Annotated in this window: 16 protein-coding genes; all 16 read right to left on the bottom strand. The window is 49.7% G+C overall.

Features of this window, described 5'->3' with window-relative positions; genetic code table 11:
- Window positions 1–11 precede the first annotated feature (11 nt).
- The 16 genes from CD05_RS19655 to CD05_RS19665 all read right to left on the bottom strand — a co-directional run bounded on the left by CD05_RS19655 (window position 12) and on the right by CD05_RS19665 (window position 20,606).
- A complete protein-coding gene (locus tag CD05_RS19655) occupies window positions 12–2,234 on the bottom strand; it encodes an ATP-binding protein (RefSeq protein ID WP_028510158.1) in 2,223 nt (740 codons plus the stop codon).
- Window positions 2,235–2,244: 10 nt separating this feature from the next.
- A complete protein-coding gene (locus tag CD05_RS0108540; RefSeq protein ID WP_028510159.1) occupies window positions 2,245–3,969 on the bottom strand; it encodes a SpoIIE family protein phosphatase in 1,725 nt (574 codons plus the stop codon).
- Window positions 3,970–3,991: 22 nt separating this feature from the next.
- Complete coding sequence (locus tag CD05_RS0108545) at window positions 3,992–4,795, bottom strand: hypothetical protein (protein ID WP_028510160.1); 804 nt, start codon at window positions 4,793–4,795, stop codon at window positions 3,992–3,994.
- A gap of 23 nt (window positions 4,796–4,818) precedes the next feature.
- Entirely contained in the window at window positions 4,819–5,205 is a 387-nt protein-coding gene (locus CD05_RS0108550) for a DUF4280 domain-containing protein (RefSeq protein ID WP_028510161.1), read from the bottom strand.
- A 23-nt stretch (window positions 5,206–5,228) separates the two neighbouring features.
- Window positions 5,229–5,999: a hypothetical protein gene (locus CD05_RS0108555; protein WP_156947379.1), complete on the bottom strand. Its 771-nt coding sequence runs from the start codon at window positions 5,997–5,999 to the stop codon at window positions 5,229–5,231.
- Window positions 6,000–6,021: 22 nt separating this feature from the next.
- On the bottom strand, window positions 6,022–6,609 hold the full coding sequence (locus CD05_RS0108560; RefSeq protein ID WP_028510163.1) for a DUF4255 domain-containing protein: 588 nt from the start codon (window positions 6,607–6,609) through the stop codon (window positions 6,022–6,024).
- A 12-nt stretch (window positions 6,610–6,621) separates the two neighbouring features.
- The gene (locus tag CD05_RS19660; protein WP_028510164.1) at window positions 6,622–8,541 is read right to left on the bottom strand and encodes a hypothetical protein; all 1,920 of its coding nucleotides are present in this window, start codon (window positions 8,539–8,541) and stop codon (window positions 6,622–6,624) included.
- Between the two features lie 10 nt (window positions 8,542–8,551).
- A complete protein-coding gene (locus CD05_RS0108570) occupies window positions 8,552–9,403 on the bottom strand; it encodes a hypothetical protein (protein ID WP_028510165.1) in 852 nt (283 codons plus the stop codon).
- A gap of 188 nt (window positions 9,404–9,591) precedes the next feature.
- Window positions 9,592–11,298, bottom strand: coding sequence for a hypothetical protein (locus CD05_RS0108575; RefSeq protein ID WP_028510166.1), 1,707 nt, complete (start codon window positions 11,296–11,298; stop codon window positions 9,592–9,594).
- A gap of 9 nt (window positions 11,299–11,307) precedes the next feature.
- Window positions 11,308–12,450: a phage tail protein gene (locus CD05_RS0108580; RefSeq protein ID WP_028510167.1), complete on the bottom strand. Its 1,143-nt coding sequence runs from the start codon at window positions 12,448–12,450 to the stop codon at window positions 11,308–11,310.
- A 28-nt stretch (window positions 12,451–12,478) separates the two neighbouring features.
- Entirely contained in the window at window positions 12,479–14,533 is a 2,055-nt protein-coding gene (locus CD05_RS0108585) for a baseplate J/gp47 family protein (protein ID WP_028510168.1), read from the bottom strand.
- Between the two features lie 32 nt (window positions 14,534–14,565).
- The gene (locus tag CD05_RS0108590) at window positions 14,566–17,526 is read right to left on the bottom strand and encodes a baseplate J/gp47 family protein (protein ID WP_028510169.1); all 2,961 of its coding nucleotides are present in this window, start codon (window positions 17,524–17,526) and stop codon (window positions 14,566–14,568) included.
- Window positions 17,527–17,560: 34 nt separating this feature from the next.
- Window positions 17,561–17,977 carry a GPW/gp25 family protein gene (locus CD05_RS0108595; RefSeq protein WP_028510170.1) on the bottom strand — a complete coding sequence of 139 codons (417 nt, stop codon included), beginning with the start codon at window positions 17,975–17,977 and terminating at the stop codon, window positions 17,561–17,563.
- A 17-nt stretch (window positions 17,978–17,994) separates the two neighbouring features.
- On the bottom strand, window positions 17,995–18,774 hold the full coding sequence (locus CD05_RS0108600) for a phage baseplate assembly protein V (protein WP_028510171.1): 780 nt from the start codon (window positions 18,772–18,774) through the stop codon (window positions 17,995–17,997).
- A 1-nt stretch (window position 18,775) separates the two neighbouring features.
- Complete coding sequence (locus CD05_RS0108605) at window positions 18,776–19,855, bottom strand: hypothetical protein (RefSeq protein WP_028510172.1); 1,080 nt, start codon at window positions 19,853–19,855, stop codon at window positions 18,776–18,778.
- 22 nt (window positions 19,856–19,877) lie between these two features.
- Window positions 19,878–20,606, bottom strand: coding sequence for a hypothetical protein (locus CD05_RS19665; protein ID WP_051588900.1), 729 nt, complete (start codon window positions 20,604–20,606; stop codon window positions 19,878–19,880).
- Between the last annotated feature and the right edge of the window lie 12 nt (window positions 20,607–20,618).

Here is a 20,618-nt window from a genome sequence, read left to right on the forward strand (position 1 = left end):
CTCCATTCGGCTTACAGGGCAAGATAACCGAAATCAGCGTCGGTAAGTATCTTGCCGTATTTTGAAAAATTGAGCTTTACAGCCTCGATTATATGTGCGTTGCGTATGCCCTGCCCCTGCGAGGCGGCAAGAAATGCGGCATTTGTGAGTATCTCCTTTATATTGCTGCCCGACAGCTCAAAATGCTCGGCAAAGAACTCGAAATCTATCGGCTCGTCGGTCTTTGCTGCGGCGGGCAGTATCTTCTGCCAAAGCATCAGGCGTATATCGGGTGTGGGGAACACAAAGTTTATCATAAACTTTATCCTGCGCTTGAAGGCGTCATCTATATTGTTGACATAGTTGGTGGCAAGTATGGTTATGCCCTCGTAGTCCTCGAGCTTTTGCAGAAGGAATGCTGTGTCGGCATTGGCGTAGCGGTCATTTGAATCCTTGACCTCCGAGCGCTTTGCAAACATCGAATCTGCCTCGTCAAAGAAGAGCATGGCGTTTATATTCTTGGCCTTATTGAAAAGATTTGAGATATTTTTCTGTGTCTCACCTATATACTTGCTCGAAAGCTGCGACAGGTCTATGCGGTAGAGGTCAAGCCCCAGCTCGTTTGCTATGACCTGCACGGCCATTGTCTTGCCCGTTCCGGGCGAGCCGTAGAAAAGCGCACACAGCCCCCGCCCATACGGCGATTTTTTGCGAAAGCCCCAGTCCTCGTTTACAACACTTCGGTATTTGACCTGATCGCAGATCATCATCATCTTGCGTTTCTGATCATCGCCTATCACAAGATCGTCCCAGGTGAACACGGCGTTTATCTTTGACGCATAGCCGCCAAGCTGGTTCGATGACTGCTGGCGCACGCTCTTAGAGAGGATATCGTTTGTTATCCCCGACCCTTCGGCTGCTGCGATATGATACGCACCCCGAGCAGCCTTGATTATGCCGTCGGGTGTGAGTATATAGCTGTTTGCAAGCACTGTCGTCTGCACCCCGTCATCAAGTGCTGTGTCCCAGAATAGCTTGCGCTCGTTGGCTGTCAGCATGGGCAGCTCGGTGCTCACCACCTCTGTATCGGTACCGATGAAGGTATCGTCCTTTTGGTGTGTGACCCAAAAGACAAAGTCAAAGAGCGTGATGATATACTCGCCCGCTCTTTTGACTGCCAGAGCGGCAGGTGAGCGCTTTACGTTGCCCTCGCTGTCGGTCTCGGTAAGGGGCGTATCTACGGTAAAACAAGGCACAGCCCCGAGCAGCAGCGTCTCGGTATATATGCGGTCTATAATAAGCCTTATATCGTCTCGCTCACAGCTTATGAGCTTGTAAAGATCAATATCCAAAAGCCGCAGACCCTTACGGCTCACGGCATATTCGGCACAGTATCTTCTGCCTATGCCCGCTGGGCCGCAGATGTTCATGACAAACGGCGTGCCGCCCTTAAAGGCATTGTCGGCAAAGAGCTTTTCAACAAAGGAAAAGGTCTCGTTCCTTAGCCTGATATGTCTGCCGCTGTCAAATGCGGGATATATGCGGCAGTATTCGCTGACCGCTTTATCCATAACGCTCTCACCGAGGATATACGATGCGGCCCTCGTGCTAAGCAAAAGACGCTGAGCGCTCTCGCCGCGGTCTAAGCGCCTTTTGCCCTTGTCGCACAAAAAGCGGCAAAGGGGCGACTCGCCGTCGAGCAGCCCCGCATACCCATTCTCCTTGCCGTAAAGGTATGCATACAATTTCTGCGCAAGCCACTTTGAGGGGTATTGATCGGTGCTGTTATTGTGAAGATAGGTAAACACCGCCTCGTATTTTCTGTCATACTCGACCGAGAGAGCAAGCAGCAGGCAGAACCTCTCGAAATCATCAAGGGCGAACTTGCGGCACACTACCTCAAAGCGTGAGATAAAGCCGTTATTAAGCCCGCGCTTTTTTCTTGCCTCTATATGGTAAAATGCGTTTTCGAGCTGGCTCTTTGCAGCAGCAGACAGGCCGCCCTGTCTCCTCTGCCGCCTGCCCGACATAAGCAGCTCGCCGAGGTCTGAGGAGGACACTGACATACCGAGTGCCGCACCTATCTCATTGCGGGGCGGCATATCGCCCGCTGTCAGTCCCTTTGCACCCGCTGCAAGTGTCAGGCTCATATCGAGCAGCGAGAACAGGTCGTCAAGCTCCTCTTTATCGCTGCTGTATGGTTTAAGTGTTTGTGCGAAATCAAAAAATTCGCCGTAGAGCTTTTCTGTCTGCATAAAGCCTCCGTTATCCGAAATATCTGAATGCCACAACTGCGGTGTCCATTGACACCTCGGCGCTGCCGCGGTATTTTTCAAGGTCATCCTCCAGCGCCTTAAGGGTATCGTTGAGCGCATACACGCTGCCGGATATGCTGTTCATTCTGCCAACGAGCCTTTCAAGGCCGTATTTTTTGCCGTTGTCGTTGCTCATCTCGGTCACACCGTATGAGGTAAACAGCACCGTGCTTCCCTGAGACAGCTGTATGGTCTGCTGTTCAAAGGCTATGCCTCGCATCTGCCCGAGGCAGAAGGGCTGGCTGGCCTTATCGGGAGCATAGTCCTCACCCGGTTTTTTTATGAGAATAGGGGGCATACCAGCATTCACATACCTCATAAGACCTGTGCTCAGGTCGATATCGACTATCACGGCGCCCACAGTCATCTCGCTGTCCTTTTTCTCGTTGCTGCAAAGCTGATTGTTTGTATCAAAGGCTATCTTGCAGGGCGCAGCGCCCGTATTTGCAAAGCTCTTGATATACGATACCGAAAGGATAGAGAACACCATAGACGCAAGGCTGCTGCCAAGCGACTCTCCGAGCACTATGAACAGATGATCTGTCTTTGTAAAGAAATAGTTGAAAAAGCTGCATTTGTTATACATCGTATGCCCGAGGCTTGCGAACATATCAAAATCGCTCCGCTCGGGGAATGCGGGGTAGGTTATCTCGCTCGAGACCACGCGGCGCATCTGGTTTGCCACATCAAGGTCTAATTTCAGCCTTTGCTCCTCCGAGGTCTTTAGCTCTAAATTCTTTGTATAATCAATGACGCTCTGCGCCAGCGAATTGAAATCGTCGGCTATCTGCTCTACCTCGTCATTTGTATGTATATCGGTTATAGGCTCATATTCAAGCGTCTCCTTGTTTGAGACAAATTTATTCATATGAGCCGATATGGTGTTTACGGGCTTGACTACCCGAACCTTGATGAATATATACGCTATCGCCCAGAAGAGGATATAGTTTAGCAGCGTATTGAAGAGGATCACGCTGTAATCTTTGAATACTGCCAGAACTATCCTGAAGGCGCTGTATTCTATGCCCGCGACAGCACACACCGTGCCATCGCTGTACCTGACAGGCGCATACGCCACGAGCACAAAGCCCGATTCGTTTATGGCAGTTTTTTCAAGGGCGACGGCCTCATTCGTCTCATAGACCTTTTTTACCGTTTCAAAGGCTCTGCTCTCACCGAAATCGTCGCCGAGATCGTATTCCGAATCACCATTTTTCGGAACATCCATCACTATCACCATATCGTTTTTTATCTCGCCGTTCTCATCAAGCTTGGGTTTATATATGAATATATCATCATATTCATCCTCTTTTATAGAGTCGGTAAGATTATCTTTGACATAATCATAATGATCGTTCTTGCCGTTTTCAAGCCAGTCATCGACAAATTCGCCGTAGCTGGTCATCTGATCCACCATTTTATTCATCTCATCAATGGACATATCGGAATAGTCTTTGTCTTCGAGAGGCTTTGACAGAGCGGCCTGTATCAAAGACGCATTAATGGTCATGTCCTTACGGATCTCCTCGACCTTCTCATCATAAAACCCCATAAAGATAGCCGTCATAGTTGAGGTTATGGCGATAACAAATATGATGAGCATGGTCACGAGCACCTTTCTCTCGAGCTTGCCACGCTTTTTTATCTTATTTTCCAGTTTTTCCTTATGCTTCAATCAAAACACCTCTGAATCAGCCTTACCATATCTCGAGATACTTCTTCTCATTATCGTCAGTCTCGTCTGCCATACAGTTATCGCACTTGAAAACATACTGCTTTGCCGCCGCATCGTTCCTGTCCGCCTTAAGTATCTCTATAAAATACGTTCTTGCCTCGAGATAAGCGCCCTTCAAAAACAGCTTGACGCCTGTCTCGAAAAAAAGCCTGCTGCGCATCTTGCTGTATTTCGTATCGGCAAGATCGCCGTCATAGACATCATATATCTCCTCGGATATGTCTGCAGACTTATGGTATATCATTCCGAGCCTGCGGCTGTTGAACTGCTTGCTGCCCGAGAGCCGCGCCATAGCATCGCCCGTGACAAGTATGCGGGAGTTATATTTCTGAGCGCTCTCGCTTAAAGCCGTCACGGTATCCATAGTTTCCGACATCATAAGCGGCATACACAGATCCTTATAGCCCACAGTCCCCAAGCAAAGGCTGCCGTAGCCTATGCCTATGCCGATACCCTTGAAAAGCTCTCTGCGCTCTCTGAGTGCTGCGTCCTGACAAAGGGTTATGGCAAACTGCAGGGCATCGTTGCAGTCATGCTCGAACATGGCGGCTATCCCGCGTCTGGTTATACACAAAAGCCTTCCGTTATACTTTTCAAGGGTATGGCCGACGTCCTCGGTCTGCATATTTATAAGGGTGATATGCCCCGCATCGGTGCCTATCTTGATCTTATCTCTGAAAAAGGCCGTCGAAACATTCACTATAACGGTCTCGACCACCTCGGACTTTCCCGGCGCAAAGGGTATGCCATATTGTTGTTTTTCCATTTACAGCGTTTCCTTTCGTAGTGTCACGGCACCATGATATTTGTCGTGCCGGGGTTGGTTATCTGAATGACCCCGCCCCAGTTGCACATGAGCTTACAGTTATTGTCAAGCGCAGGCTGCCCGCCTATTAGCACAGTCGGCGCACCCGGCACCCACGGCGCAGTGGTCACAGGCATACAGGGCATAGGTGTGAGCACGCCCATAGCCGCCGAAGTCGCGGCAGCCACCGTAGGGTTTCCAAGGCATGAGCACATACCGAAGGGCATTATATTGACCATAGGCTTATTATCCATGATATTTGCAAGGGGCATCGAGGTAAGTGTTTTGTTCATCGGCAAAACATTAAAGGTAGAGGGGGCTGCCCCGAATGAGCAGGCAAGCATAGCGCCGCCGCACACTGCAATAGCCATATTATGTTACTTCCTTTCCGTGTTCACTTGACAAGCTCTGCTTTCACATAGGTATCATTACCGATGTCGATGGTTTTTTGTATCAACTTACCGTCAGCCGGGCTTTGAGCCTCGCACACAAGTGTTCCGCCGCCTTTTTTGATGAGCAGCATAAAATTCCCGCTGCTGTCTGCCCTGCACTCACACACCTGAATGACTGCCGTACCTATCTTCGGGTAGTCTGCCGTCAGCTCACCCGAGAGCTTGTATTCGCTTCTTTCCTTATTTACGGCAGCAGTCACCCTTACATACTCGCCCTTATCATCGGATGATGCTATCTTTAACAGCCTGCCCTCGATATTTTCATCGGAGCCTGTATATATGCCTATGACGCCGCTGCCCTTTTTCGCATCATGCAAAAGCTTAAGTGCGCCCGATTTATCGCCGCTCCATACCCTGACTGCTGCATCGGGGAAAGCTTTTCCCTCGATCCTGACCGTACCCAACGACACGGGGTAGAGCTTGTTCGGCAGCAGCCTTATTATAAGGTTGCCGCAGGTCTTATCATCAGCCGTGAAGGGCACCTGCGTCCTTGCATACTGCCCGCCCTCTGCGATAATGGTATGCTCACCCGCAGGCAGGTCGGTGAAAATGCTTATGCCGTCACTTTTCTTTATGGGGGGCTTATGGCCTTCTATCCAGACTCTTGCGTTGCTGCCCTTAACAGGCAGGCCTGTCAGGTCGTCTATAAGCTGCACCGCCGCCGAAACACGAGTTAGTATTCGCCTTGAACGCGAGCCAAACCATTCACTCATCAAAACTCACCCTTCTTACTGCTCATACACCGTTTCGGTCACCAAGCTGACCGAATACGAAATCGGTCTCCTTAACTCTTGTGATCTCTCTGATCTTCTCTGATTCTATCTCTACGGGGTATACCTTATAGAATACCGACAGCTTATAGGGCTGATCGGGGATATTCCATATACGGTGCTTTTCCTCGTTATCGAGATCGAGCATCTCTATGCGCGGGAGAAAATGCATATTTTCAAAAACCTTGCCGTAAAGCTCGGGCTTCATAACGGGGTTGCCCTCGAGCAGCTGCATAGCACGCCCTATCATCTTAGCCTCTTCGAGAGAGCGGAACTTTATATCGCTCGACGAATAGGCGGTTATCATATAATAAAGATCGAGAAAGAACGAAGGAGCCTGCATCTTATCGCTGCCTATGGGTATCTCCTTAGGGTCGATATCATTATTGCGTCTCATATCGTAAAGGGTAATGCCGAGGCTTATATCTCCCCTGTCGGAGGGATGGCAGACACCTATCCCCTCGGAATTGGGTATGATATCAGGCACCATGCCTTCACGAAGCAGTCTGACAAGTGCATCACCTATATCTGAAATGATATTATAATTTGCCATATCAAGCACCTCTCACTTTGTTGCTTTGCTTTCGTCTGTCTTGCTGTCTTGCTTGCTGTCATCGGTCTTTTCTTCCTCGGGGGGCTTTGTGGTATCCTTTATCACATCTCCGTTTTGAGAGTAGAGTATGCCCGCATCGTATTGGCCGAGCTTGAAGGTGCCCTCATATTTAAGCTCACCACTTTGGTAAAACTCACGCCCCTCGCCGTCATACTTGCCGTTATAGAAGCCGCCGTCATACAAAAGCTCTCCGTTTTGGTCAAACAGCTTGCCGCTGCCCTGATACTTTCCGCCGTAGGTCTCGCCGTCATATATAAGCGTTCCCTTAGCGTTAAAGAGCTTGCCTGCGCCCTGATACTTGCCCTGATAGAACTCTCCGTCATAGATAAGAGCGCCGCTTTTATCAAACAGCTTTCCCGCGCCCTGATATTTGCCCTGATAAAACTCTCCGTCATAGACGAGCTTACTGTTTTCATACAGCTTGCCCTTGCCGTCATATTTTCCGTCGGCAATCTCTCCCTCGTATATCTTCCTGCCCTTATTATTATAAACGATACCCGTGCCGTTCTTTTTGCCGTCAACGAAATCGCCAGCATACACGAGCTTACCGTTTGAATAGAGCTTGCCCTTGCCGTTATACTTTTTACCTGTTATCTCACCGACATACTTTATCTTTCCGTTTTCATCATAAAGCGTCGTTGTTCCGTCAACCACACTTCCGTTGCCGATAGTGCCGTTTGATAGCACAGCACCCTTTTTGTCATAGAATGTTCCCGTTCCGAGCGGCTTGCCCATAGAGAAACCGCCGCTGTAATACAGTACACCGTTTTTATAAAGCGAGCCGTTTCCGTTATACTGAGAATCGGTAAACTCACCGCTGTAAACGAGCACGCCGTTATCATACTGCTTGCCTTGGCCGTTGAATTTTCCATCCTCAAACTCTCCCGTATACACAACGCCCTGCTCGTTCATAAGCGTGCCGAGACCGTTATACATACCGTTATCGAAGCTGCCGTCATATACGAGGTTATCACCGCTGTAAAGCTTGCCGCTGCCCGAGTATACATTTGACTTGAATTCGCCGCTGTAAACGAGCTTGCCGGTGCTCGTATCGTAAAGCTCGCCCTTGCCGCTGTATTCGTTATTGACAAAGCCGCCGCTGTATTCAACAGCGCCCGACGAGGCAGAATACTTTTTGCCGCTGCCGTTATATACGCCGTTTTCAAACACGCCGTCATATATGACCTTGCCGCTCTTTTCGTCATAGAGCCTGCCGTTGCCGTTATACATACCGCTTGCAAGCTGCCCCGAATACTTTATATTGCCGTTTTCATAGAAGAGCGTTCCCTCGCCCTCATACATATTGGCATTGAAGCTGCCTGTATATTCGATACTGCCGTCGGGGTAATAGAGCTTTCCGTAGCCGGAGTATTCGCCCTTTTTGAACTCACCGACATATACAAGCTCACCGTCATAGTTATAAAGCGTTCCCTCGCCCTCTATGCTGCCGTTTTCAAGCCTGCCCTCAAAGAGCATATCATCAAGCTGCACGGTAGTATATAGACGCACCTTGCCCGTATAGCCGACAGCGTCCTCACTGTTGACCCACATCGACTTTGTGAAGAACTTACTCACGAGCCACGGCACGCCGAGCTGCACAAACAGCGCAGCACCCAATATCATCAGCAGCAATACTATGTAAACGAGCTTTTTGGCTACCAGCTTATCGCCGACCACATAATACTGATCTATCGACGTAGGCTTTGAGGTTATACCCTTTGATTCCTTTTTTACATCGGTCGCAACCTTTGTGACGATATTCTGCGGATTGAGCTGTCTTAAGACTCTTCGCCCGAACAGCGCGATCGGCGTGATGAATATTCTTTCTATTTTTCTAAGAAATAGCTTAAAAGCGCTGAACAGGTCAAACATAATAAAACACTCACTTGTCCTTATCTATCGTTACGGTGCCTATGCTGTCGAAATTCGGCTCCTCATTTTCGGAGCTTTTCGATTTTTTAATAGCAAACACGAGATATGCCACGGCAGCAGCCAAAAGTGCGATTATCAGCACTTTTTTGAGCACCTTCCAAACCTTCTTTATCTTATCCCACAGCTTATACCATATCGACTTAGGCTCCTCATTTCCTGCATTCCTCTCGATAAGAGCCGTCATCATCATATAATACCTGCTGTAAAGCTCTATCATGCCCGCACCGCCAAGCTCGGACATCTCCTTATAAAACTCAATAAGCTCATCGGGCACCTTGCGCTCTATCTCACGTGCAAAGACAGTTTTGAAAAACTGCTCAGCCCTTTTTACGGGGGCGCACTCCCTCTGACCTGTTATATCCTCAATGGGATAATTAAAGCTCAGGGTCATATCGGGGGCAACTATGATATTTTTTTCATCAAAGCATTTATCGAGAAAATAATCGGGTATATCGAGAAGCACCGCCCGCTCGAGTATCTTACGAAACAGCTCGAGCCGTTCTCTTAAGGGTGCGGCCTCGGTATCGCTCTTATCCGCAAGGGTAATCCCCTGAGTATATTTCATCACTATACAAAGAGAGTTATCAAACATAAAATGCTCTTTATAATCGGTGAACACCTCGGGGTCTACCTGCTCACTCAGCCACGCAACAAGCTCGGGTATCTCCGACTTATCCTTAAGTCTGAGCACTCGGCAAAGTCCGCCGGTCTCTTCATCGGAGCATATATATACATCGTATTTGTCGTTGCTTTCGAAAACACTTGTCACGGGGTACTGATGCCCGTAGGTATATATGACCAACTGCTTCGCCTCCTTTGCTTGATGTTTTTAGTATGTGTTTAGAGAGATAAATCGGAAGTTGTGTAACCCCTCCGTCACGGCGGCGGTGGTGGAGGGGTTTCGCAAAGGCAAGGCTTTCGGGCGGGGGGCTTTACGGTCGCCACCCTAGCCCCCTTCGGACTGCCGCTCACACATCTAACCTCTTACCTCTAACCTCTGACCACTACCATAATGGACGCCTTGACGTCGGGGTAAACGGCGCTCTGAGCTATCACCTCGTAAACGCCCTCGACATTGGGAGCGGTATACATACCGTTTGAGTCTATCTCGCCGCCCGCGGCGGGTGAAACAGACCAGCGCACCGTCTTGTTGGTCATATTGCTGCACACAGCCTCCAGATACTTCGTCTCCCTCGGTCTGATGACAAGTGAGTTGGGCTTTATGGTGATCTTCATATTTCTCTTTTCGGCGGCCTTTTCGTCAAAATCACGGATAGCCGTCCATTTTACATCTATATAGCCCTGAAGGGTCGTCGATCTTGTCTTGACGCCCACTATGAAGCTGCCGCGTGCGGGGTCGAGCTTTGCGGCAAGCTCATACTGCGTTTCCTCCTCGCGGAACACAGAGGGGCTGCCATAGATAGTACCCGATTCTGTCACTGCCGCAAGTATTATCGTCACGCTGCCAAGCCCGATACCGTGGTATATCTCGTCAGAGAAGAACACACGGTTTTTAAGGCTGCCCTCGTTGAGATTTATCCTGCAAACGCCGCTTGCGATCTCTGTCGGCCTATATGTGCGGCCGGGCTTATCATCCACAGCAGCGGCAGGAGAATAGCTGCTCTTTTTGCCGTAGCTTCTTTCGTTCCTGCCCAAAGCGCTCAGAAGCATATTGCTCGTAACATACTGCCCGAAGGGAACATTTACGATACTGTCAATTATAGATGTGCCCACCGAGCTTACAAGGTTTATCCTTGCAAGATAGAGCCTCTGCCCAAGGGTTTTTCGCAGCTCGGTATCCATACTGTGATCGAAACTCTCCAAGGCTATCGCATCATACAGATCCCTGTCGGTTATCTTAACTGACGAGCTGCCCGATATCTCGCCCTCGACGGGGGTCTTATCATAAGCTATCTTAAAGGTCGAGCCGTCGGGGGTGGCCGTTGCGTCGGTGTCGTTAACATTGGCGGCGGTAAGATCATAAGTCAGGGTATATTTGCCCGTCTTTTCAAGCAGCTTTTCATCGAAATTGACCTTGAGCACCGAGCTGCCGTCAGCTTCACAGTTAAGGCACACAAGCTGTATATCGTAAGAAAATGCAGTGAACTGCCTTGAATACGTCTCTATCTCTACTCTGAACGGGAATGAGGTATCGGGGTTTACAAATCTCGGCATAACATGGCGTATGCGCACGCTGCCGTTCCAGAACACCGTCACCGACTGTTCATAGACATTATCGGTGCTGTTTATATCGTCCTCAGGCTCGCTCGTGGTGAGATAAAGGTTATAGCCCTCCTTTATCCTGTCCGAGTTTTCGCCGCTGCCCGAGACTATATTATGTGCAGCACCCTTTGCGCCCTCGCTGTACTCTATGCACAAATACACATAAGCGCTGCTGCCTGTATTTAACGAAGTATCAAAGCCGCTGAGCATACCGAGTTTCTTTGTTACGGGCTTATCGACAACTATCTCGCGCCCCGTGGTATCGAATGCCATGCCGCTCTCTACCGAAATGGTGGTATCGTCAACTCTGACGACGTTTAGGCCGCAGACTACGCCCACACCGTGTACAAGGCGATTTATCAGCCTTCTCTTATCGTCCATATACTTCTGCTCGGAATTGAAATCCTCAACGCTTAAAAGCTTTCCGTAAAAATAATTGTTCCTCTCAAATGGATAAAGCTGTGTGTTTTTCATATTATCTCCTCATTTTTCCTGTTCACCGAGAACAGATAGTGTGATGCGGCTCTTTCCGTCAAGGACCGCATTAGTCGGTCTGTTGATAAACGAATTTATACCGAGATAGGAATTTTGCCCCAGAAAGATATACGGCTCGAGCACGGTTATCTCGGGGTCTACCGTCATTGGCATGAATTCCCTCGCTATACGCCAAAGCGCATCAACGTCATTATCGTTTTTTATTAGCTCGCCCGGCACAAGTATGAACACCTTATACGGGTCCTTGCCGTACAGCGGCACAAGTATCTTTTCATACATCTCGCTGCCCCTGTATTTTTGCAGCGAGAAGTTTTCGATGATAAACGGCCTTTCGCCTATATACAGCTCGATAGCCCTTGAAAGGCTCTCTCTTGTGCCTCTGCTGCGGTAAAGGCTGACTGCCGACATCATAAAGTCTCTTAGCTTATCCTCGCTCCACATCGACCGATCTGCGATATCGAGCCACTCTGCGAGCCATTCGAGAAAGTCGGCATCTGCGCTCTCGGGATCGAACCTGTCGGCTATACGGTCTATCCTGTATTCGACCTCTTCGTAAAGCGTCTGGAAAATGCCGAGAAATCTCTCCAAAAACCTGCTTTCCTTATCGCTTTTGCGGTATATATAGGGCAGTCTGTCTATCCATGACTCGGCGGGCAGATAAAGCATAATGTCATTTATAGCCGCAGGCCTGTCGCTCGTGCCGAGCAGCTCGATATACACCCACAGATACCTTCCGCTGACATCGTGCAGCAATATATCATGCACGCCGCCGATACGCTTTTTCTCAAATTGCGAGAGCATCTGCGTTTTTTCGCGCAAACTTATGCTCTTATCATTTATCACCTCATCTGCCGTAAGGGTCTTACCCTTATAGGTGAACTCCTTATCGTTTGCAGCATAAACTATGATACGAAGATCGTCATCGGAGCAGTTTTCTGTGTTTATCACCAGCCTGTGCCAGACATTTCCCCGCTCGAGCGAATCGAACACCTTGGTCATAAAGCAGCTTATGCCCGAGTGTTTATCCGAGCTATACTTAAGCTTATTGTCAATGACCTCCATATTTTCGTATGCACCGCGCTCAAAGTCATAGGCATTGTTCAGTATGAAATATTTAAGTCTTCCCTTCATCTCATACAGCTCTCCTTTGCTGCCCTTATCAGGTATTTATCATTACATCTATATCGGTGAGATATGCCGCCGCATTTTTCATCAGCAGCAGGTCGCCTTCGCCGGTTCTCTCGGCGTTGCTGCCCTCTGTCTGCATAGTGAGCACATTTATTGAGAAAACGCCGTCAACGCTGTCGATAAGCTCATAAAGCCTGCTGTAGACTATCCTCGCACCGAAATCGTCCTTGATCTCTTCAAAAAACGAGGCTATGGCGTTTATAACTCTTTGCCGCAGATCGTGCGTGTTTCTCGCGGCAGTAATATCTGCATACACCATGACCTGTGCATATTCGGGGCGCACTATCCAAAACTGCGCACCGAGCATCCTGTGAGGCTCGAGGGTGTCAAGAATGTTCTTGACATATTCCTCGCTCGGAATGCCCATGCCGTTCTTGGCATAGGGCTTTACGACTATCGGCGTCACAAAGCCGTCACGCCTGCTGTCTGACTTTATCACCTTGCATTTTTCTATCCTGAGCCCCTGCGTGCTGCTGACAAAACGCTCACAGTCCTCATCGGTCACGATAGTATCGGTAGTTTTCAAAAGTCTCTGCGCTCTGAGAGTACATTCCTCCATAGTCTCCTCATCTGTGCCGCCGTATGACGCACGCTGGTTCTCGATTGTTATCTGTGACCTATCAAAGCCCTTAATCTCGTTTATCTTGCCCTTAGTGACATTCCCCTGTGCGCCGCGTGTGAGCGAGCAGGCGATTATCAGTATCTCCCCCTCGGGCGCCATGCCGTGGATACAGTCACCGAAAGTCACTCTGCCCTTTTGGGTGTCAAGCACATAAACAAAATCATCTGTCCCCGCCGCCGCGAAATCATTCACCTTTCTGCACTCGGCATATTTGCCGCCGCTGCCTGGCAGCTCGGTCATTATGGCGAAGGTCTCATATTCAACGTCCTTTGTTTCAAGATCGTACTCCTGGAAGGGCAGCCCCGTGCCGTAGCCCACGGCACCCTCTGCCGAAAAGGCAGCTGTCATATTCACAACGCGCACGCCTTTTGACACTCTGCCGCCGGGTATATTTAATATGACCTCGCCGCTTTGCCCGTCTATACGCTTTTCAAAGCTTCTTACGGGGGTAAAGCAGCCGTTTTCGTCCTTTAGGAACACTCTCGTCTCACCCGTAACTGCAAGCTCGATATCAAGGCGCAGTTCATCACTCGGGCTAAGATCGGTATACTCTGCCTGCGTGTCTCTCTGAGTTACCGGCAGAAGGTTGAAGCATGCCCTTTTTATGACAGGCAGTGCATCGTATTCGCCGCCGCAAACACGGAACCTTACATAATATGCCTCATGCCCGCCTACGCTCAGGCTGCCGTGCTTACCCGCAAGGGTAAACATGATATTTCCCGAAAAAAGAAAACCGTAGGTCTTGTCCTCCCATTTAACGGGGCGCCAGAACAGCCCGTCATAGTATTCCATACACAGGCTCACAAGAGGCGTAAAGCCTGCGGGGGCGGTGATCGGGTTTCTCTCTATGCCGTCCTCACTTGCTATATCGAGCCACAGTGTATGCAGCTCTTTCTCGGCAAGGGGCTTGTCAAATCCGATATAAAACGCCCCGCCGCCATTTTCGTCAAAGGGCAGCATATGAAGATCGCCGCCGAAACGCACCTGCTCGTGCGCCGCGACATTCATTTCTCCGCCGCGGTCGCACACATACACATCTATCGCCGATGACGAGATATATGTGCGCCTGTCAGCCTCAAAGCATATATCGCCCGCATAAAGCTTTGTGCCCCTTGCAGCCGTTATGTCATCATCAAATATCACCGAAACATCTGTCGATGAGGGGGTCTTTGTGCGTCTTTTAAGACCAAGCAGCTTAAGATACTTGCTGATGTTATCGGGGCCTATCTTGTTTAAGTAATACTGCTGGCTCTCTTTGAGCCATGCAAACATTTCAAGCATGGTCATGCCCGGGTCGTGATAGTTGAAATCAGTCCATTCGGGATAGATGCTTGCTATCGAATTGCGTGCATTGTCAAGTATATCGTCAAAGCATTCGTTATCAAGATTTATATCGGGCAGCAAGCTGTCACCTCCCTTTTAATGTCAAACACCGCTCACACTACCGTTACCGAGATATCATGCTCGCCGCTTTGGGCAAGAAGGTAGCTGTAATCGGCTACTGAATCACTGTCTATCTCCTTCTGGCCGCCTGCGGAAAGCACATACATGGTTATATAAAGCCTGCGTATGAGCACTATATCCTTTAAGCGCATAAGCGCACTCCTTATCTGCTGCTCGTTGGGTATCATGCCGAGCCGCCAGAGATTGTCGCCCTCGGTGCCCGAGAACGCCGCAAAATAATCCTCCAAGCATTTCTGCGCGTTCTTTCTGAGCTCGAAAATGCCGTTTATATCCTTTGTCTGTATCTCGGCTCTGACATTTATTTTCACAAATGTCGGCTCGGTGATATACAGCCTGTCGTTTGATACTATATTCCCGGGGAGCCTGTCCTTAAGATACTCGGCTATCTCGTTTCGTATCCTGACAAACTCCGAGTTCTCGCGCTTTAGCACCACAAGCGTAACTGCACCGCTCTCCCTGCTGCCGGAGGCGTTCCTGCCGCTTATGCATCTAAGCTTTTTGATGTTTCTCGACGCATTGAATGTCAGGCTCTCAAGATCGCGGGCGGTCACGGCCTTGCCCTGTGTGCGAAGCATTACGGCGTTTCTTCTCATCGCCTCGTGTATCGTCTCGGTATCGCTCCCGCCGTAAAAGCTCTTTGGATTGACCGTCTCGGACACAAAGCCGTAGGAGCGTTCAAGCCCCGCTATCTTGCCTGCCGGGATATTTGTGCGCTCGCCGCCGCCTGTTGTGTATATCACCCTTATATTGTTTATATCCGATACGGGCGGTATCCTGCCCTTGCGGCCGTTGCCGAAGGTTATCCTGCCCGTGCTGCGGTCAAGCACATAGCTCCTCGAGGCGCTGTTCTCTGCAGCAAATGAGCCTACATCGTCCCACCTGACCCATATCTCGGAGTCAATGCCGCCGCTGCCGCTCACTCTTATTATGCGGCCGAGCTTTTCAAGCTCCGAAAGCTCTGTTTCCTTGATCGAGTCTATCTCATTGACATACAGCTCAAGCTCCAGTACTCCCGCAGATGCAAGAGTGAACACGGCGTCCTCGCTGTATATATTCATCGCAAAGTATTCCTCGTTATGGCTGTCAACATTTATGACCCTGACCGTGTTGAAATATATCCTGTCGATCACGGGCATACCCGCTCTTTTGCTGCGGTACATATCCTCCTTGTCTGATACGGCTATCCAGTAAAGCTCCTCGCCGAAGAGAGTTCGCTTTGCAAAGCCGTGATTATCCAAAAGCACCGTAGAGCCTGCCTTTGAAAAGCCCTCTGTCTCATCAACGATGTTCACAGGACACCAGCCCTTGTCTGTAAGATATGTCCAGATAAGCTTTGGACGTGCCGACGCGGTGCCCTCCTCTATATCCCAAAGTATGCGCATAGGTCCCTTGTCGGGCGGCGAGTTAAAGCCGAAAAGCACCGTTCTGCCGCCAAAGCCGCTGTGTATGAAGGGCGCATAGCCCTCCTCCGCCGCAAAAACAGGGTCATAGCGCTGCTGCGAAATGTTGTTGTATGCCGTTATATCGGATATGCGGCAGCCGTGAGCCTCATAATGATACTCAAAGGAAAGATTGCGCACAAGGGGCGAAAGATACCAGCCCTTGTTTTTGTAAAGGTTCTCGGCTTTGAGTATCCTTGCTCTTATGTAATACCCCGAGCCTGCGCCCACAAAGGTCTCGGCGATGTCATCGGGGCAGGTGAAGGTCATGCTTTTAAAGCAGCTCGTAACGCCTTCCTTTATGCTGAAAATATCGGCAGCATAGCTGTCTTGGAAAAGCCTGCTCCAGCCTATGCCGTTGAAATACTCCCAGATGACGCTCGTTATCGCTATTTTATATGACTCTGCCTCTTTAAAATCCTTTTTGTTGGCGACCCATTTCCAGTTGATGCCGCCGTCATCTATCTGATTTTCTATCGGCACCTCGACTATACTCATATCAAAGCTCACAGTGATCTTTGCGCCGCACTTAGAAAGCACCTCGGACGAGCCGAGATACACCTCGTCAAAAAGCCCGAATCGCTCACCGAAGGGGTGAAACTCATTTATATCGTATTCTACGTTTCCGTTCTGCACGCTGTCGGGAACTATCGCATCACCCGAGGGAAAGGCCTCCATATGCGTAAAGCTCAGGCTCTGCACCCTTGACATATCCTTAACACTAATGCGTATGCTGATACCTTCCTCGTCGGCGGTCACGGGCGGGCGGTCTGCACCCTTTTGCAGTATAAGCTCGCCGTTTTCTTCCCGCACGCTGTCAAACGGGGTATACCCCGACCTCTCGCCGCCGTAATACTCTATGCTTGCAGTACTCTCTTCGGTAAGCGCCCTTATGCTGTCAGTCACCGAGGCGGTGCCGCCCCTGTTAAACAGCCTGAGCGCTATCTGCCCCTTAGAGCTTATGCCGAAGGCATAGGGGTGAGAAAGGCACATTATATGCTTTTGCAGATTTTCGCGCGGAAGCCCGAAGAGCACTGTTTTCTGCTCACCGAAGCCTTCATACTCGCCGATAAACGAGCCTGCATCATCTACGCAGAAGGCCTTGACTATCTTTGCGGGAGAGACAAGGATATCATCGCAGGTCTCAAAGCGCATTGTGTCGCCCTCTGCCGTATATGACGAAAGCACAGCGCCCTTTGCAACCTCGGTCTCCCCGACATCGTCGGAGGACAGCGAAAAGCTCACATAGCCCTCTGAGGGCGATGCGGGCAGAAGTGATGCGTTCATCATATTGAAAAATGCTATCTTGTTTTTGAGGGGGGTGTTATTGACCTTTTTTATCGTGCCTGCGAGCATCTCGGCATAAACAAGTGCAAGAGCCGCGGCTATATCGGGGTTTTCCGTGTCTATGCTCCACTCGGGGGTATAGCTTTTGGCACGCTCCCTTATCTGTGCGATAATATCCTCTTTGCTGCGGTCATCTACCTTTGCCACGTCTCTCACCTCTTTTCGCTGCTGTTATATGCTCTTATCTTTCCGTATCGCCGTAGCCCTCGTTTATATAGAAGGGATAGACGAGGTTGAAAGGGTTATTTGTTGACCTTACCACATAGCTTACATTTATTATCAGCTTGCCGTTATCGTCGGGTGCAAAGGCCACCTCAGCGTTTATGTCCTTTATGCGCGGCTCCCACATTATAAGCGCATTCTCGACCTCGCGCTTCATCATCATAAGCGTGGTATAATCCGAGCCGCTGAAAGCGAATGAGTTTATAGCGCACCCAAACTCGGGCATCATCGGACGCTCACCGGGGGCTGTGCCGAGTATCAGGCGCACCGATTCGCTTATATCCTCCTCATTTGAGGATGTGCGCACTCTGCCGGTATTCGGGTCTACGCTCACGGGGAACTTAAAGCCCGTTCCGAGAAAGCTCTTATCATACATTACGCCGCACCTGCCTTTTATCCGTTGATCTTCACGAGCGCACCCTTAAGCTCACATACTGCACTCGACTGAGCCTTTATGGTGGCATTTGCCTTTATATCAATGTTTGCGCCCTCTATCTTGGTGGTGGCGCCGTTTGTTTTGAGCGTCTGATCTGCCTTCAGCTCAACGGTGCCCCCCTGCATAGAAAGCTTCTTTCCGCTGCCGTCAAAGGTACCCTTAACGCCGCCTGCATCAAGTGTTATCTTCTTTTCGGCCTTTATAGTTATCTCTCCCGCCTTTGAGTCTATCTTGACAAGGTTTTTCTTATCCTTGTCCTGTATTATCATATTATCGTTTTCTTCGTCCAAAACTATTGTCTTGCCCTTGGCAGTCTTTATCTCTATCTTCTGCTTGTCGGCAGTATCGTTTATGAGCACCTCGTTACCCGCCTTGGTGACAAAGCGCTTTATCATGTTCTTTTCCTCGACAGCGCCCTCGGGCTGAGCGTTCTTGCCGCTCCACAGGCTGCCTATGACTATGGGGCAGTTCCTGTCGCCCATTCTGAATGCGACAACCACCTCATCGCCTATCTCGGGCAGCGCATAGCCGCCGTATTTATTTCCCGCATAGGGTGTCATCACAGGTATCCAGCCGGTGACATTCGTTCCGTCCTCGCCGAGGAAAAGCTCTACCTTCACCCTGCCGGGGTTGTCCTTATCATAGTTTTCCTTTACCGTGCCGGTAACTACGCCGCTTATTATGCCGCTTGACGATGCACCCGGGGCAAAGCCCGCCATATCTCCGAAAAGGCTCATTCTATTCCCATCCTCTCGCCTCAAATGATGTGATAAAGCCCGAACTGTTTATGCGGTGCGTGACCTCGCTAAGATAATACTTGTTATCCGCAAGCTTGTCAACATTCTCCACCTGTAAAAACCGTCCCGGAACTATCTCCGGCAGGCCTATCAGCTCGCCCTCTGCGTAGTAGCTGTTTTGCAGCATTTTCTCAGCTATGGCCGCAGCTCTTATCTTTGCCTTCTCCTCGCTGTCGGCATCGGCATCTATAAAAAACTGCTGCTGCGAGGGTGTCATAACCGGGGTGCTGCTCACAGTCGTCTTGGCCTTTGTCTTTGAGGATACGGCCTTACTGTTAACAGGATCATAGCCTATCACGTTTATCTCTGTGTCGAGATAATCAGCCATAGTGCTCAGTCTCATAAGCTCCCTGCCGAGGTTCACGGTCATGATGGGCGTCTTGTTCTTGCAGGGCTTTCTGAAATACGCCTTATCGTAAAGGATAAAAAATTCCCTTTCAGACTTGCCGTGCCCGAGCAGCTCGTTTCTGACAAAGTTATAGTCATTTGTGCTTTGTGAAACGGGGGCAGTCAGATTATCAGTCGTTGCCTCGGCCTCTATACTGCAAAGCTTTGAGTACCTGCCCATGACCTTTTTAAATATGTCCGAATAGTTCTTATCCTCGTAAAGCTGCTTTCTGATGCCGTTTGTCATCATCAGTTTCCTTGCGTCCATAAGCTTTACCACAAGCATCGGCTCATCGTATATCTCGCAGCCTATGCCCGCCACATAGCCCTTGAACACAGGCGTTGTAGCTGAAAGGTAGCCAAGCTCTATCTCTATGACAGTTCCGAGCTTGAAAAGCCCCTTTACCTTGCTGTCAAAGCTGTGCTTCTCAATGTCATAAACGTCTGCTATCTTTATTATTACCATTCCCGCACACTCGAGCGACAGAGTGACTGTAAGCTCGGTGACGGTCAGCTTGTTTTTTGCGATAAGATCGCTGCCGCTTGATTTTATCTTGAAGGCGGGAACTATGAAATTGCCGTACTTGTTTTCAAGCGAGGAATACTTTGCCGTAGCCGTCATCAGATCGGCCATAAGGGATCACCGCCGTTATCTTTTATTCGTCAATGGAAGGCACTCTGAGCATCTCGCCCACGGGTATGTCGAGAGGGTTCATTATGCCGTTTGCGTCTGCTATCCTGCGCCACTCGCGCACATCGCCGTATTCGTTTTTGGCTATATTCCAGATATTGTTATCTTCCGACATCACCCTTGCCTTTGTACGGTCGGGTGACATCAGGGGGCTTTTCTTCTGTGATGCATTGCCGCTTGTGCCCCTCATCGTCAGATCGACGACTGCACGCAGCGGCTTACCCGTTTTGTCAAACATAGTGTATGACACCACTACGCTTTCGGCAAACCCGACAAACTGTGTAGTGCCCCACACGAACGCCGCATTCGGGGGCTTATGCTTATCGCCGTCTATCACGGTGAGCGAGGTTATCTTATTTATCGTCTTGGTGATATCCTTATCCTCGCCGCCCATTATAGCACTCACAGCTCCCGTTAACATAGACGAGACCGATGTCGGCTCGTCGCAGTCAAAATAGAGCTTAACATTGAGCGTATCAAAGGGTTTGCCCTTGAACACACTGGTCGGCTCGTTTTCTTGTCGGCGTTCTTTTTCGGTAAAGTTGCTCCTGTTGGTTATCCTGTAATCCGAGGGGTTGAACTGAACGGGTATCTGCTCGACATTCCCGCCCGCTATGACTATCATAGCCTTAGCGCTTGCGAACTTGCCCGCTATCTTGCTGCCGATATTTGAAAGTGTGCTGGTAAGACCCATTACGATACCCCT

It is taken from the genome of Ruminococcus sp. NK3A76, assembly GCF_000686125.1.
Taxonomy (GTDB): domain Bacteria; phylum Bacillota; class Clostridia; order Oscillospirales; family Ruminococcaceae; genus NK3A76.

Coding starts and splice junctions, on each gene's coding strand:
- CD05_RS19655 (WP_028510158.1), bottom strand. CDS start 2,234: ATGCAGACAGAAAAGCTCTACGGCGAATTTTTTGATTTCGCACAAACA.
- CD05_RS0108545 (WP_028510160.1), bottom strand. CDS start 4,795: ATGGAAAAACAACAATATGGCATACCCTTTGCGCCGGGAAAGTCCGAG.
- CD05_RS0108550 (WP_028510161.1), bottom strand. CDS start 5,205: ATGGCTATTGCAGTGTGCGGCGGCGCTATGCTTGCCTGCTCATTCGGG.
- CD05_RS0108555 (WP_156947379.1), bottom strand. CDS start 5,999: ATGAGTGAATGGTTTGGCTCGCGTTCAAGGCGAATACTAACTCGTGTT.
- CD05_RS0108560 (WP_028510163.1), bottom strand. CDS start 6,609: ATGGCAAATTATAATATCATTTCAGATATAGGTGATGCACTTGTCAGA.
- CD05_RS19660 (WP_028510164.1), bottom strand. CDS start 8,541: ATGTTTGACCTGTTCAGCGCTTTTAAGCTATTTCTTAGAAAAATAGAA.
- CD05_RS0108575 (WP_028510166.1), bottom strand. CDS start 11,298: ATGAAAAACACACAGCTTTATCCATTTGAGAGGAACAATTATTTTTAC.
- CD05_RS0108580 (WP_028510167.1), bottom strand. CDS start 12,450: ATGAAGGGAAGACTTAAATATTTCATACTGAACAATGCCTATGACTTT.
- CD05_RS0108595 (WP_028510170.1), bottom strand. CDS start 17,977: ATGTATGATAAGAGCTTTCTCGGAACGGGCTTTAAGTTCCCCGTGAGC.
- CD05_RS0108600 (WP_028510171.1), bottom strand. CDS start 18,774: ATGAGCCTTTTCGGAGATATGGCGGGCTTTGCCCCGGGTGCATCGTCA.
- CD05_RS0108605 (WP_028510172.1), bottom strand. CDS start 19,855: ATGGCCGATCTGATGACGGCTACGGCAAAGTATTCCTCGCTTGAAAAC.
- CD05_RS19665 (WP_051588900.1), bottom strand. CDS start 20,606: ATGGGTCTTACCAGCACACTTTCAAATATCGGCAGCAAGATAGCGGGC.